Genomic DNA, 25006 nt, shown 5'->3' on the forward strand with positions numbered 1-25006 from the left:
AGCGCTATTTCGTTCGTCGAGGGGGCTGTTTGAGTGCTATCGCGCATCCGCAAAGACGGGTCCTGAAACCGCTTTTTATCATCGCGATGTTCGTTATTGCCGTCGCGATGATTGTCTATGGGTACGCGTCGCCATATCTCGCACTCAGACAAATCAAGCAGGCGATCGACGCGCGCGACGCCCACGCGATCAGTCAATACGTCGATTTTCCGGCGCTGCGCAGCAGCCTGAAGCAGCAGCTCACCAATGAATTGATGCAGCGTATCGAAGCCCGGCAGCGCGACAATCCATTGGCCATCATCGGTGCACTCGTCGGTTCGGCACTCGTCGGTCCGCTCGTCGATGCGTATGCAACCCCAGAGGGCGTCGCCGCGTTGATGAGCGGTTTACCGCCACGCGCTCAGCCTGGTGAACGTCCCCCCGAACTGAACCCGGCCGGCAGCGAGCCGTCCACCGCAGCGGCCACGGGGCCCGGCGCGGCACCGCCGTTAAACAACGGCGGCGTTTCGTCGTCCGTATCTGGAGCCGCCACCGACACCACGACGCAAACTGCGCCGCCGGCGTCCGATGCGCCGCCCAACCTGGCGCCGCGCACTAGTGCATCGTACCGAGGGGTAGACGAATTCGTCGTCATCTACCGCCGTAACAACAGCAATGCACACTACGCCGCAATTTTCCATCGCAGCGGGCTGTTCGGCTGGAAATTATCGGCAATCGACCTGCACGAGCATGACGATTGAGCTGGCAGCCGGCACGCCAGCCGTTCGAACAGTGGTCGGCGCAACCGAATACGATCCGTCGCGCCGCACGGTAGCAGTCGCCCACCGTCACGGCGAACGTTATCGTCCGGTCGCCGCCTGCGCCGCCTCTTTCTGGCTCTCCGCGCGCTGTTCGGCAGACGACGAGCAGGCAACGAGAATGCTGCACGATATGCGGTCAAGCAATTGCGTGTTGCCCGAACCCATCCACCATCGCGACAAGCCGCTCCGGCAACGATGGCCGACCACGACGAGATCGACCCCGAGCTTCGTTGCGAGATTGGCGATTTCGTCGATCGGATAGCCGAATGCAAAGTGCCCCTGCGCCTGCACGCCGCGCGCGGTCAGCCAATCAACGCCTTCTTGCAGGATTTCGCGCGCGGTTTCCTCGAAGCGGCTGCATGCAACGTCGGTCAGCAAGCCGGCGCTTTGAGCAATGCTCGATCGCATGTCGACAACCGACAGCAAATGCGTTTCCGCCTTCAGTTCGAGCGCCAAATCGGCGCCGCACCGCAATGCCTTGCGGCCTTCGAGCGTACCGTCGTAGCACAGTAGAATTTTTTTATAGCTCGCCATGATGATCTCCCTATTACGCAACAGGCGCGTGAGTTCATCATGGTGCGACGCAATCGCAGATGCAAGAGCTGGAAAACGCTGATTCGCCGCGCGCCGCAAATGCACAATGATGTGATGTAACGATACCGGGCGACACGTGATCCGCACGTCTCGCGCCGCTGAAATCATGCAATCGATGCACTAGAATGGCCCGTTCGTGCCGCACGATTCCTATTACCTCCGCTCGCCCATGTCCGTCGCATCGATCGATTTTCAGGAAGTCGAAAAACGCTATGACAACCGGCTCGTCGTCGATGGGCTGTCGTTTCATGTGCATCCCGGCGAATGTTTTGGCCTGCTCGGTCCGAACGGCGCGGGCAAAACCACGACGCTCAAGATGCTGCTCGGCGTCACCCATCCCGATGCGGGCTCGATCCGACTATGCGGCGAACCGGTGCCGGCGCGCGCGCGCCATGCGCGCCGGCGCATCGGCGTGGTGCCGCAGTTCGACAACCTCGACCCCGACTTTACCGTTCGCGAGAACCTGATCGTCTTCGCGCGCTATTTCGGGCTCACCGCACACGATGCGCGCGCGCTCGTGCCGCCGCTGCTCGAATTCGCGAAGCTCGAAAACAAGGCGAATGCGAAGGTAAGCGAGCTGTCCGGCGGCATGAAACGGCGGCTGACTCTCGCGCGCGCGCTCGTCAACGACCCTGACGTGCTCGTGCTCGACGAACCGACGACAGGGCTCGATCCGCAAGCGCGGCATCTGATGTGGGAGCGGCTGCGCTCGCTGCTCGCACGCGGCAAGACGATCCTTTTGACCACGCATTTCATGGAAGAAGCCGAGCGCCTGTGCCATCGGCTGTGCGTGATCGAGGAAGGCCGGAAGATCGCGGAGGGCGCGCCGCACTCGTTGATCGAGCAGGAAATCGGTTGCGACGTGATCGAAATCTACGGCCCCGATCCCGTGAGCTTGCGCGACGAACTTGCGCCCCTGGTCAAGCGCACCGAAATCAGCGGCGAAACGCTCTTTTGCTATGTCGACGATCCCGAGCCGATCAATACGCGGCTGAAAGGCCGTCACGGCCTGCGCTGCCTGAACCGGCCAGCCAATCTCGAAGACGTGTTTTTGCGGCTGACGGGCCGCGAGATGCAGGACTGACGCACGATGGACACCCGCCGTTACCCGCCGACATCCGCCACCGCGCCCCGCGAGCGCGAATCCCTGCTGGCGCTGCCCGCGAACGCGACCAATTGGATCGCCGTGTGGCGGCGCAACTATCTCGTCTGGCAGAAGCTCGCGCTCGCGTCGATGTTCGGCAATCTCGCCGATCCGATGATCTATTTATTCGGGCTCGGGCTCGGACTCGGGCTGATGGTCGGGCACGTCGACGGCGTGTCGTACATTGCATTTCTCGCGGCCGGCACGGTCGGCTCGAGCGTGATGATGTCGGCGAGCTTCGAAGCAATGTATTCGGGCTTTTCGCGCATGCACGTGCAGCGCACCTGGGAGGCGATCATGCACACGCCGCTCGCGCTCGGCGATATCGTGCTCGGCGAGATCGTCTGGGCAGCGAGCAAGGCGATGCTGTCGGGTGCCGCGATCATGCTCGTCGCTGGCATCCTCGGTTACGCGACATTTCCGTCGATGTTGCTTGCGTTGCCGGTAATCGCACTCGCCGGCCTTGCATTCGCGAGCTTATCGATGATCGTCACCGCGCTCGCGCCGTCGTATGACTTCTTCATGTTCTATCAGACGCTTGTACTGACGCCGATGCTGCTGCTCTCCGGCGTGTTCTTTCCGCTCACGCAGTTACCCGATTTCGCACGGCATGCTGCTTATGCGTTGCCGCTCGCGAATGCCGTCGACCTGATCCGCCCTGCAATGCTCGATCGTCCGGCCACCGGCGTCGCGATGCACGTCGCAATCCTTGCCGCGTATGCGATTGGCGGTTTTTTCGTCTGCGCCCGGCTATTCAGAAGGCGGATGATGCGCTGAATACGCAGGCGTAACAAGCAACCGCGGCCCACGCTAAGCCTTTGAGCCTTTGAGCCTTTGAGCCTTTGAGCCTTTGAGCCGCACGGATTGTCGGCCCAGGCGGCCCGAACAGCCAGTTTCGCCAGCGGCTATTTCTGCACGCGGCTCGTTTGCCGAATGCCGCACGACCGATCCGCCGCGCTCGTCTGCAGCCGCAGCTTCACGCAGCGCGCTCCGCCTAGCGGAATCGTCATACAAATGACGCCTGCACGCGCGGCATCGCGCTTCATCAGCCGCATCTCACCGGCCGCGCTTCATCAATCGCGCACTGGCCGTCCGAACCGCATCCCGTGGTCGGCTGCCGATGGCCCGCGCCGGCCCGCCGCGCCCATTCGCGCTCACTCGTCGTCGTCGCTCCACGGCATCTCGACATCGGTCAAGAACGCAACGGTCGCAATCGGACCGCCCTCCTGCCGGCCGAGTTTGCCATCCGCGCGATGCCATTCGACGCGAAACACCGTGCCCGGATCGTCGGCGAGCAAATAGACGGTGCGCAGCTCTTCCGGATCGGCATCCGCGACGGGCCCATCGAACGACACCAGCATCTTCTGCGGCCACAGCCCGTTGATCGGATCGTAAACTCGCTCGCCTTGCGGAATCTCCACGCTCGCCTCGACGCCGATCGTCGCCGACGCCTCGACGATCATCTTGCCAAGCGCGTTCAGCACGGCAGTCGCGCGCGTGGAATTGGCCTGGCGGATCGCCAGATCACCGCGCGTCAGCGCCTGTTCGAGCCGGGGGTGTACCTTGTGTTGCGTCATGCGTTTTCCTGATTGTTTCCACTGCTGAAATAGCGGCCGGCCTCTGCGCCGAGGCCGGCCCGATTAGAATCCGAGCCCGATTGCGGCCAGGCCACCGACGATTCCGAATACGACGACGAGCCCCGCGACGAGCGCGAGCGTTGCCGGTTTGAACGAGCGGGCAAGCATGGCGAGCGACGGCACGCTGACGGGTGGCAGCGTCATCAGCAATGCACCGGCCGGCCCGACGCCCATGCCGAGCGACAGCATCGCCTGGATGATCGGCACCTCGCCCGCGGTCGGAATCACGAACAGCATGCCTGCCACCGCGAATGCGACGATCCAGCCAAGCCCGTTGCCAATGTCCGGCCCGATGTGCGGAAAAAGCCATGCGCGCGCTGCGCCGAGCAGCAGCACGAGCACCAGATACTCGGGAATGAGGCGCACCGCCATTCGCACGAAAAGCTTCGCCCAGCGGACGAACGCGTTGCCGGCCTCGGCCTGCCCGGCAATCAGCCGCGCGCGCAATGCATCGTCGATCGCACGCGTTTGCGGCCCGGCAAGACGGTTCAGCAGATAGCCAATGCCGAACACCATGGCGATGCCGAGCACGAGCCGCAACGCACTCCACTGCCAGCCGAGCACGAAGCCCATGAACACCAGCGCAGCGGGGTTGAGCACCGTATTGCCGAGCCAGAAGGCGACCGCGCCGCCCGGCGATGCGTCACGCTCGCGCAAACCAGCGACGACAGGCGCCGCGCAGCACGTGCACATCATGCCGGGCAGCGCGAGCAGACCGCCCGCCGCGACACTGCCGAACCCCGTGCCGCCGAGCGCGCGCGCGACCCAATGCGCGGGCAGCAGCGCCTGCACCGCCGAGCCGAGCAGCAAACCCAGCACCATCGCCTGCCAGATCGCCTTGCCATATGCCCAGGCATAGTCGAGCGCCGCCTTCAGCGACGGCTCGGGCGGCTGCGCCGCCGTTCCCATCAGAATCGACTGGCCGATCGAATGATGATCGGCGGCAACGAACGCCTTGTGGTAGTACGGAAACCACTTCACGTAGAAGAGCCCTGCGACAGCGAGCAGCACGAACGCAGCCAAGCCAAGCGCGGGATGCGGATTAAGAGAACGGGAAGTGGTCATGCTGGTCGCCGTGAATGCGTGTATCGGAGCCTATTGCGCATCGAAGCGAAACGCCGGAAACGGATGAATGAGCGGCCGCCCGCGCCGCATGCAGCGATGGCGGCCGCTCATCGACGCTTCGGCCTCGGATACGGGAAATCACTACCCGGTTCGACCGAACCGGGCCGGTAACGGGAAACCGGAATTATCGCACGTGATGCGCGATTCTCCGATCAACGCCCGTGCCGCCGCACGCATGCACTGCGCGCGGCGCCCATCGGCCGCTCGCGCTGGCGCCCCCGCGTAAAAGCCGCGCCATTGCCCCGGATGCACCCTTCAAGGCGCCGGATTGGGCTGCAATTCGTGCAGCGCGTCGATTTCGGCAAGAATTTCCGGCGACAGCGTCACGTCGATGCTGGCGATGTTCTCCCGCAACTGCTCGAGCGACGTCGCGCCCACCAGATTACTCGTCACGAACGGCCGGCTGTTGACGAACGCGAGCGCCAACTGCACCGGCGACAGCCCATGGCGCTTGGCCAGCGCGACATAGCGCGAGGTCGCCTCGAGCGCCTTCGGCTTGCTGTAACGCTGGAACCGCTCGTACAGCGTGATGCGCGCGCCGGCGGGGCGCGCGCCGCCTTCATACTTACCGGACAGCCAGCCGAACGCGAGCGGCGAATAGGCGAGCAGCCCGATGCCGTCGCGATGGCTGAACTCCGACAGCCCGTTCTCGAACGTGCGGTTCAGCAAGCTGTACGGATTCTGGATGCTGACGATGCGCGGCACGCCGGCCTGCCGCGCCGCATGCAGAAACTGCGCGACGCCCCACGGCGTTTCGTTCGACACGCCGACATGCCGCACCTTGCCCGCCTTGACGAACTCGCCGAGCACGGCGAGCGTTTCTTCGATCGGCACCGTATAGGGATCGTCGACCCAGGGGTAGGTTGAGCGGCCGAACGTCGTCGTGCTCCGGTCTGGCCAATGGAGTTGGTACAGATCGACATAATCGGTTTGCAAGCGCTTCAGGCTGCCGTCGAGCGCCTCGGTCAGATTCTTGCGGTCGAACTGGTTGCCCGTGCCGCGGATATGCGCGGGCTGATGCGGCTGACGCACCGGGCCGGCGATCTTCGTCGCGATCGTCAGCTTGTCTCTGAGCGCGCGGTGCTTCGCGAGCCAAGTGCCGAGGTAGGATTCGGTGCGCCCTTGCGTTTCCGGCTTCGGCGGCACGGGGTACATCTCGGCCGTATCGATCAGCGTCACGCCCTGGTCGACGGCGTAATCGAGCTGCGCGTGCGCGTCGCTTTCCGTATTCTGCTCGCCCCAGGTCATCGTGCCGAGGCCGATCACGCTGACTTCAACGCCCGAATCGCCGAGTGTGCGGTATTTCATGCTGGTTTCCTGTTGCGTCGAGTGGAAAATCCCGACGCTAGCACATCGGCGGGATTGCTTCACGGCGCGCCCGGCCCTGCGCCGTTCGAGCGGCGCTTACGCTGCCGGCGCGGCTCGAGCGGCAGCGCAAATGCGCCGTCCCGCCGCTCAGGGCTGCCGCTGAATGAAGCAGGTGGCCGATGCGTGGGCAACCAGTTTGTCATCCGATGTCTTCAGCGTCCCTTCCGCGACGCCCAGGCTTTTCGACAAATGGATCACACGCCCCTCGGCAATCAGGTCGGCGTCGCGCGGCACCGGGCGCAGCATTTTCACGTGCAGATCGATCGTCCCGTAACCGACTCCCGCATCGAGCATCGTATGCACCGCGCAGCCGGTGACGGAATCGAGCACGGTCGCGGCGAAACCGCCGTGCACGCCGCCCAGCGGATTCAAATGGCGACCGTCGGCCCGGGCGCTCATCCTGATGTAACCGAGCTCGACATCGTCAATGCGCATCGGCACCGTCTCGGCGATCGACGCAACCGGCAAATCGCCCGCCGCGGCGGCGCGCAACAGTTCGAGACCGGACATGGAAAGCGGATTCATCAATACTCCTCGTTATCGCGACACCGGAACGACGCGCATCGCACCTCTTTAAGTTCCAAAAAAGAACTAATAATGGCACTCATTATTGATAAGCGATCAAAGGCTTGTCAACACGCATGGCCGTATCCGATCCGAACCTAAGTTCTATAATGGAATGCAAGATCCGATCCACGATGGAAATCAATCATGAAATGGGATGACGTCGGCTCGATGCCGTGCTCGATCGCGCGCACGCTCGCGGTTCTCGGCGACCGCTGGACCATGCTCATTCTGCGCAACGCGTTTTTCGGCGTGCGCCGCTTCGATGCGTTCCAGGCGCAGCTCGGCCTCACCCGCCACGTGCTGGCGGATCGGCTCGCCCGGCTCGTCGACGAAGGCATCTTCACGAAGCGCGCATACCAGGAGCGGCCGCCGCGCTTCGAATATCGACTGTCCCAGAAAGGGCTCGAACTCTATCCCGTGCTGCTCGCGCTCAATGCGTGGGGCGATCGCTGGAAAGACGATGGCAACGGGCCACCCATCCTGCTGCGGCACCGGACATGCGGCCATCTGATCAGGCCCGTGACCGTGTGTGCGCAATGCGGCGATCCGCTCGATCCGCACGACGTCGAGCCGGTGCCGGGCCCATATTGGCAACAGAGAATGGAAAGCAAGGTCGGGTAATCGCACTCGGGCGCGGAAATTGAACAATACGGGCGGTTTCCGCCGCTTGTGAGCGCGGCCATTTTTTGACGCGGCCATTCAAAGAGCGCGCAGTTCCGCTCGCTGCGCCATGACGGCGTGTTCTTCCGGCCGCCTGCGCGATTCAGCCGGGTTACGAATCGCGGGCAAATGCGATCGATTCGGCTGGAGTAAAAAAATCTACCGGCGCCCCGCGCCGTCGATCTGCCACACCGGTTGAGTAAAACACATTGCGAGGGAGTCGCTATGGCGGATGACGTTTGACGCTCGAGCGATTTTCCGTCGACCGGGCTTCGCGCTCGGCGGTTCAAGCTTGCCGCCCCTCCGATCGGCCCGCGACGATGCGGCCTGCGGGTCATGCGTTTCGCGTCGACGGAATTGACTCATTTGCTCCGCAGTCCAGCCGGTTTCATTGCGGTAAAATTACGGGTTATCTCTACGTCGCCGCGTCTTACGGTCCCCGCTTATGTCAGTTTCGTCCTCGCTTAGTCCTCGCCGCGTATCGGTTGCGCCGATGATGGACTGGACTGAAAATCCTTGTTCGGAAAGGGTTTTGCGGGTGTCGTGTGCACTTTGTGTGCAGTAATATTCGCCACCCCGTCAACACACACTACTCGCCGCCGCCGCGCCAGACGCTCTACGAGCATTCGGTGCGGCATACATCGGGCGCAAGCGGTTTGGATTGTGCACGGATGAACTGGTGCTGCTCGCCGCCGTGTTCGTCGGATGCGCTGAAGGCCGACCGATGGCGACGACGAAGATCGCCGCCTACGCTGGCGTGGCGCGGCCGACAGCCATACGGAAGCCGGATCGACTGGTGAGACAGGGAATCGTGGTGAAGATTGGCCGGCGGTACGTGCTACCGGCGCGCGTCGTGAACAGCAACGTAGCACTGCGTGCGGCGGACGCGGCCAGGAAACGGATTCGGCGCGCCGCCGCAGCCCTCGAAATATGCTAGGCGCACACTACCGAAAGAGGAAAGCTATTGATGCCCATTGACTCGACAGTATTGGCAGAAGCGCGCGCGTTGGTGGCCAAGGCCGGCATGACGGATTTCGTGCCGGCCAGCGCAGCGCCTGCGGGCACCGGTGAGCGCCAAGTGGCGATTGCCCTGATTGATCCCGTGGTGCGGAGCCCCGGCACGCCGAATTTCGATAAGCCCGACCCCGATAGGCCCGGCGTGATACGCAGCGCCAGCATTCTGGCGGCGCTGCGCGCCGGCACGCCGCTGCCGCCACTGCTACTGTTTCAACGTGCGGGCGAACAACGCTACGAACTGCGAGAAGGCTTCCACCGTTTTCACCTGTGTGCGGCGCTGGGGTACACCCACATGCCCGCCGATGTGACGGATTGGAAGCTGGAAGACGAATACTAGTCGGGCAAGCGCTCGACACCAGCGGCACGCAATGCAGCGCCGGCCAGCGCCAGCGCATCGCTGCGCCGCCGTTCGCGGTCCGCTTCGGTGACGACGGGGCCGAGTACGCGGGACACAAGCGCGTCCCACGGGTCGGCCCCGTCATCGCGCTCCCATACGACGCGTCCGCGAGGCTCGCTGATTCGCATCACGCGCCCGCCAGATTGCGCAGCGGCGGAAGGTGCTCGACCAGTACACGCTGCAGAGCCGCAGCCAAGCGATCACGTGTCGCGTCGTCAATCGGCTGGCCGGCGTCCGGTTCGAGCGCATCGGCAGCGTCGTGAGCGAGTGCACGTGCGACGTTCTGCAGGCGCGCATTGGACAACGCGTCGCGCTTGTCCTGCTCAGCGTATTTCGCCAGTTCTTCGGGGGGCGGCACCAGGTTCTGCGCAGTAGTGCGCATCACAGCCAGCACGGCATCCAGGTTCGAGAATCGTTCAGTCGTCTGCATCTTCGGTTTCGTCGTCCAGTTCGGGGTTCACTTCGGCGGCACTTTTCAGCGCCGAATCGATTTCGGCCAGCAGCACTTCTTTGAACCGGCGCTCTTCCGTCTCTCCGATCAATTGCACAACGGCGCGCTGCGGAATACGGCGCATGTTCGCCTGAATCAGCTGGCACTGGTTCGTCCATGCGCGCTCCATTTGCTCGATGGGTGCCACTTCGCCTCGTTCCTTCGCCAGCGCCAGTTCAGCGCGGGTCGCGTCGGCGTCCAGCTTGCGGAGTTTGGCTTCCTGCAGCTTCGTCCCGACTTCGCCACCGCTGCCCAGCGCTTCGAACAACGTCGGAATGGCCTGGTCCAGCTGGTACGTGTTGCGACCAGTTCTATCCAGCACGCCAGTTTCGGCAAGGCGGCTGATATGGCGCGGCGTCACGCCGAACCATTTGGCGAGCGTGGCGGCATTCGCCACCGGGCCAGAGACTTCGATATCCTCGGTTCGCGCGCTCATCGCTTACCCCGCAAAATCGGCTCGTTCCAGTCGGCCTTGTAAGCGCCACGCGGCGCGGGATGGCGCTTCCCCTTGCTGTACTTGCGGCGCTTGTCGCCAGGCTTGCGCGGGGCTGGCGCGGGCGTAGGCACCGGGGCGGCTTCGGGTGCCGGTGCCGGTTCGGCGCGGCGGCGAAAAAGCTTCGTCAGCAGGGTCTTCATGCGCTCGCCCCTTGCTGTGCGCGCTGCGCATTCGCCAAGGCGATGGCCACGCATTCCAGGGCTGTCGCCGTGCGGCGAATATCGTTCACCGCGTGCGCCACGACGGGCGCGGCGATGCTGCCAGCTCCGGCCAACAGCGTGCGATATCGCGCCAGCAGGGCGCTCGTTTCGCCGAGTTGATCGGCGGCTTCGGTAAGAGTGTTTCGTGTACTCATGTGGTCGTGCTCATATGTTCAGGAGTGCTTCCGATACTTCCGGCGTCGGTAGCCAGCGCGATTGAAGTAACCCCCATGCTCAACACGGAGGGGGTCAGGCCGTGCCCACGCTCATCGGGTCGCGCGTCGTGAGCTGCGCGTCCGGCTATGTCCCGGCCGGCACGGTTTGAAAATCGTTTTGCTGCGCGTCCAGGCCGGCACGCAGCATCGCGTTTGCAGCGGCGTTCATGCTCAAGCGCAAGCCAAGCCGTTCAAGCTGCTCGGTGCGCCATGCTTCGATGCGCTCAATGGTCGGTTGCTCGATTGCGAGCGTGATAGTGGTTCGTTGCGGTCGGGTCATTGCCAATCCTTTGCGTAATTCGGTCGGCCACGGCCAGCTACTGCCGCACCCTGCAGGCGCTGCCACTCAGCGAACCGATCACGTAGCATCCGCATCGCGCGCTCCGTCTGCCCATCGTTCAAGCGGAAGCGCTTGCGAAGCCACGCAGATGCCGTATCGGCCCCGTACCTAAATCCAGCGCCGCCATCCGACAGCATGCAGATGACGCGCGGCGCGCCAGTTTCAGTGTCATCGTCGCGGTGATGGAACGACAATCCCGCGATCAGCGTCGCGCATTCTGTTGGCAGCGCATCGCTGACCGGCGCGGCAGCCTTGCGGCCACCGAACCAGGTTCGAATGGCGGCCAGCATCACGCGCCCGCAGTCCAGATGACCGACTTGTCGGCAATCGGGCATTGCGCCGACGCGAAGCACGTCACCGTCACGTCGCCATTCAGCGCGCCGGCACGGCTCACCAGAATGTCGATGGTCGGCCACAGCGCCGCGACGATGGTTCCAGGCGCGTAGATGAAGCTGCCAGCCGTCTGCGCGCTCAGGTCGGCGCGGATGCCGGGATTCACGATGAAATCGCCTGCCCCGTTGTAGCCAGCGCCCGCGCCTGCCGTGCCGACGACGCCCACCAGGTCCGCGATGCGAAGGTGTTGGGCTGCCGCCAACGCGTGAGTGAACGCAACCGGCGCGGCGTCGGACATTGCCTTGTACACCACGCGGTCGAGGTATTCCGCCAGACCGAACAGAACGCTGTTCAGCAGCGTGGCGAACAGAAATTCGCCGCCGCCGACAGCTTTATCGGCCGCACGCGAGATGACGGTCGAAAACGCCGCGCTGGCGACTTCCGGCCACGAATAGGAAACGTCTTTGAAGGGCAGCGGCGATGCGGCCACCGTCGCGCCATCGGCGATATCCGAAAATTGCGCGGGCAACGGTCGGCGAACGAGAGCGCTATCGCGATACATGCCCGCCAATCCGGTCAGCTTGTCGCCGCTGGCGACGATCAGCGCGTCATTGCGCGGATGTGCCAGCTGGAGCGTCACGCCCGATGCCAGCGCCACGCTACGCGACTTCAGCACCGCAACCGGGTCAAGCGTATGCACCTGGCCGGCATCGACATTGTTCACGGAATAAACGTTGTCGTCCTGGAGCGAATTGCTGACGAATTCGGCCAGGTTCAGCTGCATGCGCGTCGCGACTCCGGGACCGCCAAGCGGAATCATCCGCTGCGCGTCGCCGTTGCCTTGCATGTACATCGCCGGCTGTTCGCGCAGATTGTGCGCATGGGCGCGGGCCAGCGGGTTGACGTTCACGGCGCGGCCATCTGCGGCGCGGCTGCCAGCACGGCTGTGTGCTTCCACCATGACGCGGGCGTATTCGGCATCGCTCATCGGCGGCACGTAGCTTTCGGTTTGTTCGTGGTCCATGTGGTCGGGTGTCCGGTTAGTTGATGCAGGATTTGCATGAACTATACCGGCAGAAACCGTGCAAGTCATTGTTTTTAAATAGAAAAATATTCATGGACGTGAATAGTTGGGCGTGATATTTGTAACGAAATGCTTCAGGATTCGCGCCACTTCATTGCGCTTCACGATGGGCGTGGCACGCCGTATGCGCGCAACGTCGGGCCGAATTAGACATCGGACATGCATTTTTTTGCCTCGCAGTTATCGAGGATTGCCGGTCGATTGCGCCCGCCCGCTCCCCCATAGCGGAGGACCCGCGCTTCCTGGCAACCCGCCACGCCGCCATCCGCTCACATCCCGCCAGCATCGACGCGCCGCCGTCGTCGTACGCAATCACGGTGCACTTACACGTGCCGCCAGCACTGCTAGGCAGCACGTGCCACCAGGTCGTGGTCAGTGCATCTGTGCGGGTGTTGCTCGGTGCTTTGCGAGCCGATGCACCGCCCGCAAAGCCTTATCCAGCAAGGGTTACAGCGAATTCAGTGCATCAGGGCGACAGTGCATCCACCCGCGCGCACTCTCTTATGCCATTTTTGCTACCCCTCTCTATTTTCAATCTATACATATAGAAAAGGGATGCACTTGGATGCACTGATTAGGCTGGAAGCCTTATGCCGTAAGGGTTTGGCTGGTGTGCATCCCCCAGTGAATCGCCCCGTGCATCACCCGGTGCATCGGCAACAAAAAACCCGGCGTGTGCCGGGTTCATGGTTGATCGGTCAGAATGGGCGTTCCCAGTTTCCGGTATTTCGCCCTGGCAGCGGCGGCGCGAGCAGTAGAGTTTTGCCGTTTGTTCGTCTGCCTTGTCCGCCGTTCAGCTTGCGCAGAGCCGCACCAGCCTTCGATGCTTCGTCTCGATTCGGCTTGTCGATTCCCGTTTGCATAAGAATTTCCGTAGCCGTGCGCCACGTCCATTCAGCTTGTGGCGCGGTCCAGTCCAGTTTCGCCTGCAGCCGTTCTTCAATCGTGTCCGCAACCTGGAACGCTTCGTTGCTCGCGTTCATCGCCGCGTGCTCATCCGGCGTGAGGTAGTGACGTTCGCCGGCCTGATACAACGCATGCACTTCGGCGAAAACCTGTTGCATGTCCAACTGGTGCGAATGGTGGATGGCCCTGCATTCGATGGTCCAATAGCGCCGGTTACCAGTCGTGTCGTGCAGATACTCTCGCGGGTTCACGCTGCCGAAAAACACGGTGCGGCGTGCGAAATGCGATTCACCGCGCGCGTAAGGCATGCGCAGTACGTCCGACCGGTTCGTGATGAACGACTTGAGCGCGGAAATGTCACTCTTCCGAAATGTGGCGTCCAACTCGCCCAGTTCGACCAACCAAAACGAACACGCCTGCTTCACGGAATCCTTGTCGTCGGGCCGCAGGATCATGCCTTCCTTGGTCAGGCTCAAATCATCAGGCACCAGCGACCGAAACCATTTCGTTTTGCCCAGGTACTGTTCTCCCTGCAGCACCAGCACGCCGTGGGCGCTCACGCCGTTAGGTTCGAATGCTGCCGCGACGGCGGACAGCATCCAGCGCAGCATCAGCACCTGGTGCAACTGGCGACCATCCGGCAACGTCTTGACTTCCTGCGGCGTCACCGTCGCGTAGAAGTCCTGCAGACGGCTAACGCCGTCCCACGGGCGCGAAAGAATCCACGTCGCGGCTGGGTTGTACTGGTTTTGTCCCGCCAGATACGACACGATGCGCGGCAGGCTGCCGGTCGCCATGCCGGCTTCAGCGCAGCGCGATTCGACGCGCGCCAATGCATCGTTTTCCGCGTTATCGATGGCGAACGACTCACCCGGAATCGTGAATTCGTTGCGCTTGCCGATCACGTTGTAACGCACCGACGCCCGCATACGACGAAGGATTTCTGCGACGTTCTCAATGGTCGCTTTCGGTCGGCCGCCGCCCCCGACGTGCGGCAATGGAGTATGCGCGTCGAACGCCACCGGCATATTGTCATTCGCGTGGGCCGGCACTGACGGCTGCGCCACGGCTAACTGGCGCTGCACTTCGGCGATACCTTCACGCGCCGCCAGGTCGTTAAAGTCGGTCGGCTGTCCGTCCAGGTCCGCGAAGTCCGGCACGATGACGCGGGCATTGACCGATGCACCGGCAGCCTTCGCTTTCGTCACGCCAGGGTTTTCTACCGGCTCAATCGTCCAGCGGTCGTTATCGGCGCAAATCACGATCAGCGCTTGCGGAACGAACTCGCGCACCTTTTCCGCAACGGACTGCAGGTTGTACGCGTCGAATGCGACGACGACGGACCAGCCGGTGGCCGCGTGAATTGTCGCGCCTGTCGCGTAGCCTTCGCAGATTGCCACGGTACTGGTGCCGTCGAACTGGCCGATGCGGTAATAACCGCCACGCTTGCGGCCATCGCGCCAGAAATCCTTATCTCGCCCAATGTCGGGCTGCTTGGCCGGGAAGATGCCCTGCAGGCTGATGATATCGCCGCGCCGGTTCTTGATCGGCACCAGCAGTGTATTCGGAACGGTCTTAAAGGTGCGCCCATTCACATCCGTCAGCGGCCAGTCAGCGACGCGCAGCCCATGCGATGGTACGCCCTTGCGCGCCAGGTACGGGTGCGCGTCGTCGGCATCGGCCGCGCCATCCCACAACGCCTGCGCGCGCTGCGCAGCCGATGCCTGGCGTTCGCGCTCGCGCTGTTCGCGTTCCTTGCGCGCGGCTTCAATGCGGGCGTTTGCGGCGTCGCGTTGCTGTGGCGTCAGCCGTTCGCTGTCCGCGCACCAGGTGACCTGCAGGCCGGTTTTCCAGCTGCCGAATTCGCCAGCCGGAGTGCCGTCCAGAAACAGCACATACCAGCCGTTGCGCGTGTTCTTGGCGTCGCCATCGACGTGGAAGCGATGGATTTCGCCATCGCCGTGGATTTCGTCCGCAATGCGCAGGCCGGCTTCGGCCATCGCGCCGGCAAACTGGCGCGTCACATCGTCGTATCGGAGTGCGGGCGCGTTCATACAGCCTCCCGCGTCGTCAGCGACAAATCGGCCACGACAGGCAGGACGAAGCAGGACAGCCCAGCGCGACGCGCGAGGAATTCCATGTCGCTGGCAATGTCGGCAGCATCCTGTCCGCGCTTCAGCAGCTTGCTGGCAAGCGCGACAGCGGCAGGATAGAAATCCGCCGCAGTGCGAGCGCACGCGAAACGCCAGAACAACGGGTAATCGCTGCGCGTCGAAGCGCGCGAAATCTTGCGCCCACGTCGCTTAGGACTGCTATACTGGTTGCCGTCACGCAGTATTTCGCGCCGGGGTTCAGTCTGCTGCTGAATCCCGGTTTTCTTTTGGATATTCACAGAAGCGCGGCCCCCCGCACGGTGGAATTGCGCTCATGGACGATGCTCTCCATGAATTCGCGCACGGCCTGCAGGGGATAGTAATACCGCCTTCCTAGGCGAACGTACTTGGGCCCATAGCCCCGCTTGCGCCATTCGCGCACGGTCAGCGGCGTGGCATCTGCCAGTAGTTGGAAATCAGTTTCCGGTATGAAGCCAAGTCGGTCCGCAAGCTCGCGGACACGGTTATCGTCTCCCGGTATCTCAATGTTGGTCTGTTCCATTTCCGTCCGTTTGCAAGTTGTTTGCTACAGGACGGAGTGTCGTTTTCGCGTGGATATTTGGCCCCCGCGTTGATCGAGAAAATGAGCAGATCAACGTGCTGGTGTCGCGGCTTCGATGCCGGATTTGATGATGCGCGGGCCGACAGTTAGGCCGAAGTGCTCTCCGACGCAAGCCGCGAACGCCGCAAACCATGACGCCCGATCCTTCGGCGGCATCTGGCCAGTCAGGCTGCAGACGTGTCCCGCCAGCGAGAACACCAGGGCGTGCGCACGTTGCTGTCCCGGCTTGCTCTGGCGGTCTATCGTCATCTGCTCGCGCGTGTACTCAGCAGCCCGCTCAAGCGCGGCCACTGCGTCCCACACGTTCGACAGGAAGTCGCGATCATGCCCAAGGTCGCAGCGTGCGTGAGCCGCCAGCACGTCGCGTGTGCCGTCATCCAGCTTCATGCTCGCCAGCAGCCGGCGTGCGTTCGATGCGATTGCTTCCAATTGGGCGGACTGCTGCGCCGCTGGTGTCGTGTCAGCAGGAAGCTGCGCCCAATCGTTGCAGAAACGCAGCAGCGCGGCCTTTTGCTCGCCGGTAAGTGGCGCATCCGTCAGGTGCAGCATCAGTTCGGCACGCAGCGCGTCGGGCAGGAATTCCGATTCGACAATGAACGCGGGGACGGCCGACAGGTCGGGCTTCTTTCTGGCAGTCATTTCGCCGCTCCATTGCCGAATGCCGCGTGCACGTCCTCGGGCTTGATGCTTGTATACCGGCGCAGCATCGCCCACGTCTTGTGCCCTGTGAGCAGGGCGACTTGCGGGATGCCCAAGCCAGCGCGGAAGAACGCCGCCGTGGCACGGTGGCGTAGATCGTGAAAATGCAGATCGATGATTGCCGGCTCGACGGCTGCACACGCGCGCGTGAAGGCAGTCGATGCCGACGCTGCTGCTACGCCGAAAACGCTTCCGCCCGTGCGCCCCTCAATCAATGGCGAGACAATCGCCCATGCATCCGGCAGCAGCGGAACCGTCTGGTTATTCCCTATTTTCTCCTTAGGGTCTTTGCGGTCCCGAATGATGACGGTACGGCGTTCGCGGTCCACGTCCTCAATCTGCAGCCCGCAAATCTCACCCAGTCGCATGCCTGTTGCCAGCGCGAAGCGGCAGATCGTCGGCATATCGATACGCTGGCGCGGGCTCGCCTTCCAGTACGCATACAGGCGTGTCAGTTCTTCATCGGTGGGTTCGCGGTCGCGTTCCTGGGAACGCGCGTTCAGACCGCGATGCTTCAAGCTGGCGCGCGCTTCCAGTGCCAGATGATCGGGAACATCGATGTGACGCGCATGGCGCGCCCACTTAAGCACGGCCGACAAGAACGACAGGTCCGCAGCGATGGTGACACCACCGGCCCCGTCCTTGCGCCTGCGGTCGATGAAGTCGCGCAGCACGACTGCGTTTAAACCGGTCAGCTTCACCGCCCCAAGTTGATCGCGCTTCAGCATTGCGAGCGTCGCCGACTTTGTTTTTCCCGGTTCAGCCTCTAAATTCTCGACGTACTTGTCGATCAGATCGCCAAGGGTCGCCCCTTTCGGGATCGGGGCAAATCCGCTGGCTGCGACGTGGTTCAGTTGCCCTTCAACGGCAGCCGCCCAGTCCTGCGCCTCGCGCTTCCGGTCAAATGTCGCTGCACGGTACACGCCGCCACGGCGCACTTGGGCGCGCCACTTACCGGAAGGAAGATGAGAAAATGTAGCCATTCGTGTGCACTTTGTGTGTGTCCAATCGTTCGCACATGCTACACCAAACATTGCCAACGTGTGCACTTCGTGTGCACCAATATTTGCACATAGGCAGAACAGAGTAAATTTTCAGTGGAAAAAATATCAAATAATCAAATACATACGACTCGACGCGTAAGCGTCGCGCCGATGATGGACTGGACCGATCGCCATTGCCGTTCGTTTCATCGGATGATCTCGCGCCATACGTGGCTTTATACGGAAATGGTGACGACAGGCGCATTGATTCACGGCGACGTCGCACGTCACCTGGCGTTCAGCCCCGAGGAAGCGCCGGTCGCATTGCAATTGGGCGGCAGCGAACCGGCCGATCTCGCGCATTCGGCAAAACTCGGCGAGCGCTGGGGGTACGACGAAATTAACTTGAACTGCGGCTGCCCGTCCGAGCGGGTGCAGCGCGGTGCATTCGGCGCGTGCTTGATGAACGAGCCGCAACTCGTCGCGCAATGCGTGAAGGCGATGCGCGATGCCGTGTCGATCCCGGTGACGGTCAAGCACCGGATCGGCGTGGACGCGGTCGAAGATTATGGGTTCGTGCGTGACTTTGTCGGCACGGTCGCGTCGGCCGGCTGCGACGTATTTATTGTCCATGCACGCAATGCGATCCTGAAAGGCTTGTCGCCGAAGGAAAATCGCGAGATTCCGCCGCTCAAGTACGACTACGCGTATCGCTTGAAACGCGACTTTCCGCAACTCGAGATCATCATCAACGGCGGCATCACGACGCTCGACGAAGTCGAGCAACATTTGCAGCACGTCGATGGCGTGATGCTCGGACGCGAGGCGTATCACAATCCCTACGTGCTCGCGGACGTCGACGCACGTTTCTATCTCGCCGACTCTGCCGCGCCAACGCGCGATGAAGTCCAAGCGCGGCTCATCGAATACTGCGCGGCTGAACTTGCGCGCGGCACTTATCTCGGCGCGATCATCCGGCACGCGCTGGGGTTATATCGTGGCGCCGCCGGTGCGCGCGGCTGGCGCCGCGTGCTATCGGACAATAAGCGGCTGGCACGCGGCGATCTGTCGATTTTCGATGAAGCGCGCGCACACCTGAATGCGGCGAATGCGGGCAAAGACGAGTTTTTTGAAAAAAGGGCTTTGCAAGATTAAACGGAGTTTGTATAATCTCGCTTCTTCGCTGATGAGTTCTTCCGACGAGTCAGATGAAGAGGCAGCAAGCAAGTGGTGGCTGTAGCTCAGTTGGTAGAGTCCAGGATTGTGATTCCTGTTGTCGTGGGTTCGAGTCCCATCAGCCACCCCAAAAGATTCAAGCACTTGGCATCGGAATGCTGAATAGATGAACAGTGCGAAAATTCCCGAATGGGAATAAAAAAAGCCCGCCACCTGAGCGGGCTTTTTTACGTCCTGACGCGTTGCCCGCATTCGCTACGCCGCGCCCGAGCCAAGCCACATACCTCCGGCATCGAGCAGCGGCCCAGTCGAAAGCCATCGTAATTGACCATCGAATGCGATGCCGGCGCAATACGATCCGCGCATTCGCCAATGCGCGCAGCCATCAGCGATCGCCGCCCGTTCAGCGATCAATCGTATGCGTCGGACAAATAAGCGCTGCCGTCGTCGGTGATGTCCGCCCTGTCGGGGCCGCTCAAATAAACGAATCCGTCGTTCAGCAATTCCTCGAGCGCGGGCCGGAAGGCCGCCGGCAGCGGCCGGCCGGAGCCGAACTGATCGATCCATTTCAGCGCTTCGATCGCCTCGGGACTCAGGATGGGGAACATAGGCCGCCTCCGCCAGGTTCGCCTCATCCTAACACTCCACAAGTGCCTGGAAAACAGCGAAAACCATGCTTCGGCGGCCCAACAGCGGCCATGGGGAAATCTCTCGCCCGACGCGCAGTCGAAGCCCGATTTCCGCGCCGTTCAGAGGCGCGCGATCGACACTTCCGTCGACTTGACGAGCGCCACCACCTCGGTGCCCACCTTCAGTTCCAGTTCGTCGACCGAGCGCGTCGTGATGACCGACGTGACGATGCCGAACGGCGTATCGACATCGACCTCGGATACAACCGGCCCCCGAATGATTTCCTTCACTTTGCCGCGGAATTGATTACGCACGTTGATTGCGGTAATGCTCATCGAGTATTGCTCCGAAAGATTCGTTTGATGGAGAACAGGCTTCGTTGATCTGATCGGCACGCTCGCGCCCGATGGGCCGCGCCGCGCCATCGTCATACCGCCCAGCGCAGGGTGCCTGCCCTGCGCACGGCCGCGTCGCCGCCCGGATCGGGCGGCGCCGTCTGCGCTCCGGCGGTGGTGTCGCCGCCCGTCAGCACGCGCTGCAGCACGCGCTCCTCAAGCGCGGCGAAGGCGGTCGACGCGCGTGCGCGCGGCCGGGCAAGCGGCACCCGCTGATCGAGCGCGACCCTGCCCGCCTCGATCAGCAAAACCCGGTCGGCGAGCGCCACCGCCTCCTGCACGTCGTGCGTGACGAGCAGCGCGGTGAAGCGATGCTCGCGCCACAAGCGCTCGATGAGCGCATGCATCTCGATGCGCGTGAGCGCGTCGAGCGCGCCGAGCGGCTCGTCGAGCAGCAGCAGTTGCGGCCGGTGCACGAGTGCACGCGCGAGCGCGACGCGCTGCCGCTGGCCGCCGGACAACTGCGCGGGCCAATCGTTTGCGCGCGCGAGAAGCCCGACTTCGTCGAGCACCGCGCGCGCCTCGTCCTTCGCGCGCCGGCCTAGGCCGAGCATCACGTTCTGCAGCACGGTTTTCCAGGGCAGCAGGCGTGCGTCCTGATACATGATCCGCGTATCCAGCGCGTGCTCCGCGCCGCGCCGGCCACGCTTGACGAGCGTGCCGGCGCTCGGCGCCTCGAGTTCCGCGACGAGACGCAGCAACGTCGATTTCCCGCAGCCGCTACGGCCCACGATCGCGACAAACTCGCCGTGCTCAATCGACAAATCGATGTCCGACAGCACGGCCCGTTCGCCATACCGCTTGCCTACGCGCCGCAATTGCACCGCCGCGGCACCGGCGGCGCGGCCGCCGTCACGGCCGGCCCGCGACAGCCCGCCGTTGGCCGCCGACGGCCGCGCCTGCGCACCGCCGTCCTGCTCACGCATCGCGGCATCCCGCGCTTCGCCGTCGGCGGTGCGCGGCTGGACGAGTTCGGCCTCGAGATCGGCGCCCGCGATCGGACCATACGACGCGGCCAGCGTGGTTGCACTCATGCTCGACCTCCCGGTTGATACGCGGGGTGCCAGCGCAGCAACGCGCGCTCGAGCCACTTTGCGAACACGTCGGCGAACTTGCCGAGCGCCGCATACAGCAGGATGCCGACCAGCACCACATCGGTTTGCAAGAATTCGCGCGCGTTCATCGTCATGTAGCCGATGCCCGATTGCGCGGAGATCGTTTCGGCAACGATCAGCATCACCCACATCAGCCCGAGCGCGAAGCGCACGCCGACGAGAATCGACGGCAGCGCCCCCGGCAGGATCACGTCGCGATAGAGCGCGAAACCCTTCACGCCGTAGCTCTTCGCCATCTCGACGAGGCCCGGATCGACCGAGCGGATTCCGTGATACGTGTTGATATAAACCGGGAAGAACACGCCGAGCGCGACGAGAAAAAGTTTCGCCTTCTCGTCGATGCCGAACCACAGGATCACGAGCGGAATCGTCGCAAGCGCGGGAATATTGCGGATCATCTGGATCGTCGAATCGAGTGCGATCTCGGCCGGCTTCGACAATCCGGTCGCCAGCCCGAGCGCGAGCCCGACTCCGCCGCCCATCGCAAAGCCCGCGAGCGCGCGCCACGTGCTGACCTTCACGTTCGCCCACATGTCGCCCGATTCGACGAGCGCCCACGCGGCGCGCACGACGGCGAGCGGCTCGGGCAGCACGCGGTTCGACAGCGCGCCCGAGCGCGCGGCGAATTCCCACGCCAGCACCAGCAGCAGCGGCACGAGCCACGGCGCGACCGCGCGTGCGGCTTGGCCGGCGCGGCGCGCCGCGAGGCTCGGCTGCGAACGGAACGAGGATGTCATCTCGATGCCCCCGCGTCAGCTCGCGCTCGCCTTCGGCAAATACTGATTGCCGACGACTTCGCCGAACGGCCCGGATAGCGGCCCCGCGCGACGCGCGGGGCCGTCGCCCTTGACGAGCGGGAACACGAGTTCGGCAAAGCGGTACGACTCCTCCAAGTGAGGATAGCCGGACAGGATGAACGTCTCGATGCCGAGCGACGCGTATTCGCGCATCCGCGCGGCGACCTGCTCGGGATTGCCGACGAGCGCCGTGCCGGCGCCGCCGCGCACGAGACCGACGCCCGCCCACACGTTCGGATACACCTCAAGTTCCTGCCGCGAACCGCGTTTGCCGCCGTGCAGCGCAGCCATCCGGCGCTGCCCCTCGGAATCCATTTTTGAGAACGCCTGCTGCGCGCGGGCGATCGTATCGTCGTCGAGCCGGCTGATCAGGCGCTCCGCATCGCGCCACGCTTCGTCCTCGGTCTCGCGCACGATCACGTGCAGCCGAATCCCGAATTTGATCTGACGGCCGCGCTCGGCCGCGCGCGCGCGAATATCGGCGATCTTCGCTGCGACCGCATCGGGCGGCTCGCCCCAGGTCAGGTACGTATCGACGTGATCGGCCGCGATCTGGTGCGCGGCCGGCGACGAACCGCCGAACCACAGCGGCGGATGCGGACGCTGAACGGGCGGATACAGCAGCTTGCCGCCCTTGGACTGCAAATGCTTGCCGTCGAAATCCACGCTGCCGTTCTCGTGCGATTCGGTAAGCAGCTTGCGCCAGATATGCAGGAAATCGTCGGTTATCGCGTAACGCGTGTCGTGATCGACGAACAGACCGTCGCCTTCGAGTTCGGCCGCGTCGCCGCCCGCCACGACGTTGATCAGAAGACGCCCGTCGGACAAACGGTCGAAAGTCGACGCCATCCGCGCGGAAAGCCCCGGCGACGACAGCCCCGGCCGGATCGCCACGAGGAACTTCAAGCGCTTGGTCTGCGCGATCAGACTCGAGGCGACCACCCACGCATCCTCGCACGAGCGGCCGGTCGGCAGCAGCACGCCGTCGTAGCCGAGCGTGTCGGCCGCAACCGCCACCTGCCGGAAGTAATCGTAGTCCGCCGCGCGCGCGCCTTCGGCCGTGCCGAGATAGCGGCTGTCGCCATGCGTGGGGATGAACCAAAACACATTCATGCAATGCTCCTGCCTGACTGATCGTGCAAAAAAGGTCGATGTCGATGCGGCTGCGCACCGCCGCGTGCCACGCACGGCGCTGGCGAATGAACGGAGCACTCGCCTCGAGCGGCGCGCTGCATGCGGTACGCACGCAAGCCGGCCCGGCCGACTCCGGGAAATCAGTCTAGGGAGCGCGATATCGTTTAGGAACGATTTTTTTGAGCTTAGGTTTTCCGCTTTCGTGCTTAGCGTGCTGCTGCAACGAATGTCGGCGCATACGCGTCTATATAATGGCGGGCAATGAACAACCCGGCGCGCGCCCGACGGCGCCGCGCCCTTCCGTGGCGCTCCTGATGCAGAAAATAATCCTGCCGTTTCTGTCCGGTTTTCTCGCCGCCTTCTTCTTTCGCGAAGCGACTCTTACGCTTCTGCACACTGCCGGCCTCATCGACGCGACCGGTTTCTCGACCGTGCCGTTCGCACCGCTCGGCATTCCTGAATTCGTCGCGAACGCGATCATGAGCGCATGCTGGGCGATTCTGATGGCTTGGCTGCTGCGCGTGTCGCCCGAACGCTCGGCGCCTTGGGTGCCGTCGCTCGTGTTTGGCGGCGTCGCGCTCACCGCCGCGCGCGTTTTCGCCATCGATCCGCTGCGCGGCATTTGGCCCGCCGGCAACATGCTGCCGCCGCTGGCCGTCGGCTTCGTGACGAACGCGATCTGGGGCTGGGGCGCGCTCGTATTCATGCGCGCCTTCATGTCGGACCGCGACGCCGCATGATGCAGCCCGGCCGCGATGTGAGCGCGGCGTGAGGCCCGCATCGAACCATCGCGCCGGCGATATCGGTAATCCGGGACGCTCGCGCGTCAGTCGCGCAGCGCCTTCAACGGATGCGCATCGGCTGCCCACGGGCTGTCGAACATCTGCGCGACTTCCTGCGCCGGCACATCGGCGATCGTCGAATAGCGCCACTTCGGCGCATGATCCTTGTCGACGATGACCGCGCGCACGCCCTCGATCACGTCGCCGCGCGCAAACGTCGAGCGCGTCAAATCCAGATCACGCCGCAGGCAATCGGCCATCGTCGCGCCGCGCGCGCGCTCGACGACCTCGAGCGACACGGCCATCGACAGCGGCGACAGCGGGCCGCGCATCGCGTCGCGAACGCGATCGACCCACGCGGCACGCACCGCGCCATCGCGTTCGCTGTCGAGCGACGCGGCGATCGCGGCGAGGTCCGGTTCGGCGAAATGCCGGTCGATCGACGCGTGCGCGGCGGCAAGCGCCGATGCGCCGGGCGCTGGCGCAGGCGTGTGCCGCGCCGCTTCGGCCGCCACCCGCGCCGTCACCGCCGCGCCGTCGTCGAACGGCTCGGTGCGCAGCATCTCGAGCAACGCGGGCAGCGCCGCGTCCGGCAGATACGCATCCGCGAGCCCCGCATACAACGCGCCCGCCGCATCGAGCGTCGCGCCCGTGACTGCCAGATAGCGGCCGAGCACGCCCGGCGTGCGCGCCAGGAACCAGCTCATGCCGACATCGGGAAAAAGCCCGATCCGGGTTTCCGGCATCGCCATCTTCGTCGAATCGGTCACGACGCGCAGCCCGCCCGTGCGCCGCGCGGCCTGCGAGATTCCCATGCCGCCGCCCATCACGACGCCGTGCATCAGCGCGATATACGGCTTCGGATACGTGAAGATCGCATGGTTCAGCGTGTACTCGTCGATGAAGAACGTATCGATCGCCTGCCGGTCGCCGCGCTGGTGCGCATCGTAGAAGAAGCGCACGTCGCCGCCCGCGCAGAACGCGCGCGGATGCGGGCTGTGGATCACGACCGCGAGCACGCCCGGATCGTCGCGCCACGCATCGAGCGCGTGATACAACGCGCGGATCATTCCGGTCGACAGCGCATTGAGCGCCTGCGGCCGGTGCAGTTCGAGAAAGCCGATGCGGTTCGCCACCTGGGCGCGCACGTCGGCCCCGGACGAATCAAGACAAGAAGCGTTCATATCCGCGCCAAGAAGGACAGGCA

The 25006-nt window shown here is 63.7% G+C and carries 31 protein-coding genes and 1 tRNA gene; 8 read left to right on the forward strand and 24 right to left on the reverse strand.

The features are described 5' to 3' along the window. Positions 1-29 precede the first annotated feature (29 nt). Positions 30-740, forward strand: a complete 711-nt coding sequence (locus AQ611_RS10940) for a DUF2939 domain-containing protein (protein ID WP_069234535.1) — start codon at positions 30-32, stop codon at positions 738-740. Positions 741-839: 99 nt separating this feature from the next. Here AQ611_RS10940 and AQ611_RS10945 read toward each other — a convergent pair whose 3' ends face one another. Beyond that, a complete protein-coding gene (locus tag AQ611_RS10945) occupies positions 840-1334 on the reverse strand; it encodes a universal stress protein (RefSeq protein WP_069235264.1) in 495 nt (164 codons plus the stop codon). Positions 1335-1563: 229 nt separating this feature from the next. Between AQ611_RS10945 and nodI the strand changes: the two genes are divergently transcribed. Together nodI and AQ611_RS10955 are read left to right on the forward strand one after the other, a co-directional pair. Further along, positions 1564-2478 carry a nodulation factor ABC transporter ATP-binding protein NodI gene (nodI, locus tag AQ611_RS10950; RefSeq protein WP_059518377.1) on the forward strand — a complete coding sequence of 305 codons (915 nt, stop codon included), beginning with the start codon at positions 1564-1566 and terminating at the stop codon, positions 2476-2478. 6 nt (positions 2479-2484) lie between these two features. Beyond that, positions 2485-3315: an ABC transporter permease gene (locus tag AQ611_RS10955; RefSeq protein WP_059518379.1), complete on the forward strand. Its 831-nt coding sequence runs from the start codon at positions 2485-2487 to the stop codon at positions 3313-3315. 377 nt (positions 3316-3692) lie between these two features. Here AQ611_RS10955 and AQ611_RS10960 read toward each other — a convergent pair whose 3' ends face one another. The 4 genes from AQ611_RS10960 to AQ611_RS10975 all read right to left on the reverse strand — a co-directional run bounded on the left by AQ611_RS10960 (position 3693) and on the right by AQ611_RS10975 (position 7193). Then, positions 3693-4115 carry a hypothetical protein gene (locus tag AQ611_RS10960; RefSeq protein WP_059518381.1) on the reverse strand — a complete coding sequence of 141 codons (423 nt, stop codon included), beginning with the start codon at positions 4113-4115 and terminating at the stop codon, positions 3693-3695. Positions 4116-4178: 63 nt separating this feature from the next. Further along, positions 4179-5240, reverse strand: coding sequence for a permease (locus tag AQ611_RS10965; RefSeq protein WP_059518383.1), 1062 nt, complete (start codon positions 5238-5240; stop codon positions 4179-4181). A gap of 315 nt (positions 5241-5555) precedes the next feature. After that, entirely contained in the window at positions 5556-6608 is a 1053-nt protein-coding gene (locus AQ611_RS10970) for an NADP(H)-dependent aldo-keto reductase (protein ID WP_059518385.1), read from the reverse strand. A gap of 147 nt (positions 6609-6755) precedes the next feature. Beyond that, the gene (locus AQ611_RS10975; RefSeq protein ID WP_059518387.1) at positions 6756-7193 is read right to left on the reverse strand and encodes a PaaI family thioesterase; all 438 of its coding nucleotides are present in this window, start codon (positions 7191-7193) and stop codon (positions 6756-6758) included. A gap of 186 nt (positions 7194-7379) precedes the next feature. Here AQ611_RS10975 and AQ611_RS10980 point away from each other — a divergent pair, with 186 nt between their 5' ends. Next, the gene (locus tag AQ611_RS10980; protein ID WP_059518389.1) at positions 7380-7856 is read left to right on the forward strand and encodes a winged helix-turn-helix transcriptional regulator; all 477 of its coding nucleotides are present in this window, start codon (positions 7380-7382) and stop codon (positions 7854-7856) included. A 1006-nt stretch (positions 7857-8862) separates the two neighbouring features. Then, positions 8863-9249 (forward strand): hypothetical protein, encoded by a 387-nt coding sequence (locus AQ611_RS10990; protein WP_069234537.1) that lies wholly within the window; start codon positions 8863-8865, stop codon positions 9247-9249. Here the strand turns inward: AQ611_RS10990 and AQ611_RS10995 are convergent. The 13 genes from AQ611_RS10995 to AQ611_RS11055 form a co-directional block, all read right to left on the reverse strand. Further along, complete coding sequence (locus AQ611_RS10995; protein WP_146011793.1) at positions 9246-9440, reverse strand: hypothetical protein; 195 nt, start codon at positions 9438-9440, stop codon at positions 9246-9248. The genes AQ611_RS10990 and AQ611_RS10995 overlap by 4 nt on opposite strands. Then, positions 9437-9739, reverse strand: a complete 303-nt coding sequence (locus tag AQ611_RS11000; protein ID WP_146011792.1) for a hypothetical protein — start codon at positions 9737-9739, stop codon at positions 9437-9439. The genes AQ611_RS10995 and AQ611_RS11000 overlap by 4 nt, the downstream gene beginning before the upstream one ends. Continuing rightward, positions 9726-10235 (reverse strand): terminase small subunit, encoded by a 510-nt coding sequence (locus AQ611_RS11005; RefSeq protein ID WP_069234540.1) that lies wholly within the window; start codon positions 10233-10235, stop codon positions 9726-9728. Before AQ611_RS11005 ends, AQ611_RS11000 begins: the two co-directional genes overlap by 14 nt. Next, positions 10232-10435, reverse strand: coding sequence for a hypothetical protein (locus AQ611_RS11010; RefSeq protein ID WP_069234541.1), 204 nt, complete (start codon positions 10433-10435; stop codon positions 10232-10234). The genes AQ611_RS11005 and AQ611_RS11010 overlap by 4 nt, the downstream gene beginning before the upstream one ends. After that, positions 10432-10650 carry a hypothetical protein gene (locus AQ611_RS11015; RefSeq protein WP_069234542.1) on the reverse strand — a complete coding sequence of 73 codons (219 nt, stop codon included), beginning with the start codon at positions 10648-10650 and terminating at the stop codon, positions 10432-10434. Before AQ611_RS11015 ends, AQ611_RS11010 begins: the two co-directional genes overlap by 4 nt. Before the next feature lie 145 nt (positions 10651-10795). Next, positions 10796-10990: a hypothetical protein gene (locus tag AQ611_RS11020; protein WP_069234543.1), complete on the reverse strand. Its 195-nt coding sequence runs from the start codon at positions 10988-10990 to the stop codon at positions 10796-10798. Beyond that, the gene (locus tag AQ611_RS11025; RefSeq protein ID WP_197517116.1) at positions 10987-11343 is read right to left on the reverse strand and encodes a hypothetical protein; all 357 of its coding nucleotides are present in this window, start codon (positions 11341-11343) and stop codon (positions 10987-10989) included. The genes AQ611_RS11020 and AQ611_RS11025 overlap by 4 nt, the downstream gene beginning before the upstream one ends. Beyond that, positions 11340-12407, reverse strand: coding sequence for a hypothetical protein (locus AQ611_RS11030; RefSeq protein ID WP_069234545.1), 1068 nt, complete (start codon positions 12405-12407; stop codon positions 11340-11342). Before AQ611_RS11030 ends, AQ611_RS11025 begins: the two co-directional genes overlap by 4 nt. A 758-nt stretch (positions 12408-13165) precedes the next feature. Continuing rightward, positions 13166-15427, reverse strand: a complete 2262-nt coding sequence (locus AQ611_RS11035; RefSeq protein ID WP_069234546.1) for a VapE domain-containing protein — start codon at positions 15425-15427, stop codon at positions 13166-13168. After that, entirely contained in the window at positions 15424-15765 is a 342-nt protein-coding gene (locus AQ611_RS25535; RefSeq protein WP_146011791.1) for a hypothetical protein, read from the reverse strand. Before AQ611_RS25535 ends, AQ611_RS11035 begins: the two co-directional genes overlap by 4 nt. Beyond that, positions 15762-16028 (reverse strand): helix-turn-helix transcriptional regulator, encoded by a 267-nt coding sequence (locus AQ611_RS11045; protein ID WP_069234548.1) that lies wholly within the window; start codon positions 16026-16028, stop codon positions 15762-15764. The genes AQ611_RS25535 and AQ611_RS11045 overlap by 4 nt, the downstream gene beginning before the upstream one ends. 90 nt (positions 16029-16118) lie before the next feature. After that, entirely contained in the window at positions 16119-16727 is a 609-nt protein-coding gene (locus AQ611_RS11050; protein WP_069234549.1) for a hypothetical protein, read from the reverse strand. Then, a complete protein-coding gene (locus AQ611_RS11055; RefSeq protein ID WP_069234550.1) occupies positions 16724-17770 on the reverse strand; it encodes a tyrosine-type recombinase/integrase in 1047 nt (348 codons plus the stop codon). Before AQ611_RS11055 ends, AQ611_RS11050 begins: the two co-directional genes overlap by 4 nt. Positions 17771-17941: 171 nt before the next feature. Here AQ611_RS11055 and dusA point away from each other — a divergent pair, with 171 nt between their 5' ends. Then, positions 17942-18925, forward strand: a complete 984-nt coding sequence (gene dusA, locus AQ611_RS11060; protein WP_231935825.1) for a tRNA dihydrouridine(20/20a) synthase DusA — start codon at positions 17942-17944, stop codon at positions 18923-18925. A gap of 75 nt (positions 18926-19000) precedes the next feature. After that, positions 19001-19076 (forward strand) — tRNA-His (locus AQ611_RS11065). A 280-nt stretch (positions 19077-19356) separates the two neighbouring features. On the opposite strand, the gene AQ611_RS11070 is transcribed toward AQ611_RS11065, so the two are convergent. The 5 genes from AQ611_RS11070 to ssuD all read right to left on the reverse strand — a co-directional run bounded on the left by AQ611_RS11070 (position 19357) and on the right by ssuD (position 22996). Further along, positions 19357-19554 carry a hypothetical protein gene (locus tag AQ611_RS11070; RefSeq protein WP_059518400.1) on the reverse strand — a complete coding sequence of 66 codons (198 nt, stop codon included), beginning with the start codon at positions 19552-19554 and terminating at the stop codon, positions 19357-19359. A gap of 141 nt (positions 19555-19695) precedes the next feature. Continuing rightward, positions 19696-19911 carry a TOBE domain-containing protein gene (locus AQ611_RS11075; protein WP_059518648.1) on the reverse strand — a complete coding sequence of 72 codons (216 nt, stop codon included), beginning with the start codon at positions 19909-19911 and terminating at the stop codon, positions 19696-19698. Positions 19912-20003: 92 nt separating this feature from the next. Beyond that, complete coding sequence (locus tag AQ611_RS11080) at positions 20004-21005, reverse strand: ATP-binding cassette domain-containing protein (protein ID WP_069234551.1); 1002 nt, start codon at positions 21003-21005, stop codon at positions 20004-20006. After that, positions 21002-21823 carry an aliphatic sulfonate ABC transporter permease SsuC gene (gene ssuC, locus AQ611_RS11085; protein ID WP_069234552.1) on the reverse strand — a complete coding sequence of 274 codons (822 nt, stop codon included), beginning with the start codon at positions 21821-21823 and terminating at the stop codon, positions 21002-21004. Before ssuC ends, AQ611_RS11080 begins: the two co-directional genes overlap by 4 nt. 15 nt (positions 21824-21838) lie before the next feature. After that, positions 21839-22996: an FMNH2-dependent alkanesulfonate monooxygenase gene (ssuD, locus tag AQ611_RS11090; protein ID WP_059518405.1), complete on the reverse strand. Its 1158-nt coding sequence runs from the start codon at positions 22994-22996 to the stop codon at positions 21839-21841. Between the two features lie 335 nt (positions 22997-23331). On the opposite strand from ssuD, the gene AQ611_RS11095 reads away from it, so the two are divergent. Further along, entirely contained in the window at positions 23332-23757 is a 426-nt protein-coding gene (locus AQ611_RS11095) for a hypothetical protein (protein WP_059518650.1), read from the forward strand. Positions 23758-23843: 86 nt separating this feature from the next. Here AQ611_RS11095 and AQ611_RS11100 read toward each other — a convergent pair whose 3' ends face one another. Next, positions 23844-24983 (reverse strand): enoyl-CoA hydratase/isomerase family protein, encoded by a 1140-nt coding sequence (locus AQ611_RS11100; protein ID WP_069234553.1) that lies wholly within the window; start codon positions 24981-24983, stop codon positions 23844-23846. Positions 24984-25006 lie beyond the last annotated feature (23 nt).

This window comes from Burkholderia singularis (assembly GCF_001718875.1).
GTDB lineage: Bacteria > Pseudomonadota > Gammaproteobacteria > Burkholderiales > Burkholderiaceae > Burkholderia > Burkholderia singularis.

Excerpts from the sequence above, each read along its gene's own strand:
- AQ611_RS10945 (WP_069235264.1), bottom strand. The coding sequence starts at position 1,334 with ATGGCGAGCTATAAAAAAATTCTACTGTGCTACGACGGTACGCTCGAA.
- nodI (WP_059518377.1), top strand. The coding sequence starts at position 1,564 with ATGTCCGTCGCATCGATCGATTTTCAGGAAGTCGAAAAACGCTATGAC.
- AQ611_RS10955 (WP_059518379.1), top strand. The coding sequence starts at position 2,485 with ATGGACACCCGCCGTTACCCGCCGACATCCGCCACCGCGCCCCGCGAG.
- AQ611_RS10960 (WP_059518381.1), bottom strand. The coding sequence starts at position 4,115 with ATGACGCAACACAAGGTACACCCCCGGCTCGAACAGGCGCTGACGCGC.
- AQ611_RS10965 (WP_059518383.1), bottom strand. The coding sequence starts at position 5,240 with ATGACCACTTCCCGTTCTCTTAATCCGCATCCCGCGCTTGGCTTGGCT.
- AQ611_RS10970 (WP_059518385.1), bottom strand. The coding sequence starts at position 6,608 with ATGAAATACCGCACACTCGGCGATTCGGGCGTTGAAGTCAGCGTGATC.
- AQ611_RS10975 (WP_059518387.1), bottom strand. The coding sequence starts at position 7,193 with ATGAATCCGCTTTCCATGTCCGGTCTCGAACTGTTGCGCGCCGCCGCG.
- AQ611_RS10980 (WP_059518389.1), top strand. The coding sequence starts at position 7,380 with ATGAAATGGGATGACGTCGGCTCGATGCCGTGCTCGATCGCGCGCACG.
- AQ611_RS10990 (WP_069234537.1), top strand. The coding sequence starts at position 8,863 with ATGCCCATTGACTCGACAGTATTGGCAGAAGCGCGCGCGTTGGTGGCC.
- AQ611_RS11000 (WP_146011792.1), bottom strand. The coding sequence starts at position 9,739 with ATGCAGACGACTGAACGATTCTCGAACCTGGATGCCGTGCTGGCTGTG.
- AQ611_RS11005 (WP_069234540.1), bottom strand. The coding sequence starts at position 10,235 with ATGAGCGCGCGAACCGAGGATATCGAAGTCTCTGGCCCGGTGGCGAAT.
- AQ611_RS11010 (WP_069234541.1), bottom strand. The coding sequence starts at position 10,435 with ATGAAGACCCTGCTGACGAAGCTTTTTCGCCGCCGCGCCGAACCGGCA.
- AQ611_RS11015 (WP_069234542.1), bottom strand. The coding sequence starts at position 10,650 with ATGAGTACACGAAACACTCTTACCGAAGCCGCCGATCAACTCGGCGAA.
- AQ611_RS11020 (WP_069234543.1), bottom strand. The coding sequence starts at position 10,990 with ATGACCCGACCGCAACGAACCACTATCACGCTCGCAATCGAGCAACCG.
- AQ611_RS11030 (WP_069234545.1), bottom strand. The coding sequence starts at position 12,407 with ATGGACCACGAACAAACCGAAAGCTACGTGCCGCCGATGAGCGATGCC.
- AQ611_RS11035 (WP_069234546.1), bottom strand. The coding sequence starts at position 15,427 with ATGAACGCGCCCGCACTCCGATACGACGATGTGACGCGCCAGTTTGCC.
- AQ611_RS11045 (WP_069234548.1), bottom strand. The coding sequence starts at position 16,028 with ATGGAACAGACCAACATTGAGATACCGGGAGACGATAACCGTGTCCGC.
- AQ611_RS11050 (WP_069234549.1), bottom strand. The coding sequence starts at position 16,727 with ATGACTGCCAGAAAGAAGCCCGACCTGTCGGCCGTCCCCGCGTTCATT.
- AQ611_RS11055 (WP_069234550.1), bottom strand. The coding sequence starts at position 17,770 with ATGGCTACATTTTCTCATCTTCCTTCCGGTAAGTGGCGCGCCCAAGTG.
- dusA (WP_231935825.1), top strand. The coding sequence starts at position 17,942 with ATGATGGACTGGACCGATCGCCATTGCCGTTCGTTTCATCGGATGATC.
- AQ611_RS11070 (WP_059518400.1), bottom strand. The coding sequence starts at position 19,554 with ATGTTCCCCATCCTGAGTCCCGAGGCGATCGAAGCGCTGAAATGGATC.
- AQ611_RS11075 (WP_059518648.1), bottom strand. The coding sequence starts at position 19,911 with ATGAGCATTACCGCAATCAACGTGCGTAATCAATTCCGCGGCAAAGTG.
- AQ611_RS11080 (WP_069234551.1), bottom strand. The coding sequence starts at position 21,005 with ATGAGTGCAACCACGCTGGCCGCGTCGTATGGTCCGATCGCGGGCGCC.
- ssuC (WP_069234552.1), bottom strand. The coding sequence starts at position 21,823 with ATGACATCCTCGTTCCGTTCGCAGCCGAGCCTCGCGGCGCGCCGCGCC.
- ssuD (WP_059518405.1), bottom strand. The coding sequence starts at position 22,996 with ATGAATGTGTTTTGGTTCATCCCCACGCATGGCGACAGCCGCTATCTC.
- AQ611_RS11095 (WP_059518650.1), top strand. The coding sequence starts at position 23,332 with ATGCAGAAAATAATCCTGCCGTTTCTGTCCGGTTTTCTCGCCGCCTTC.
- AQ611_RS11100 (WP_069234553.1), bottom strand. The coding sequence starts at position 24,983 with ATGAACGCTTCTTGTCTTGATTCGTCCGGGGCCGACGTGCGCGCCCAG.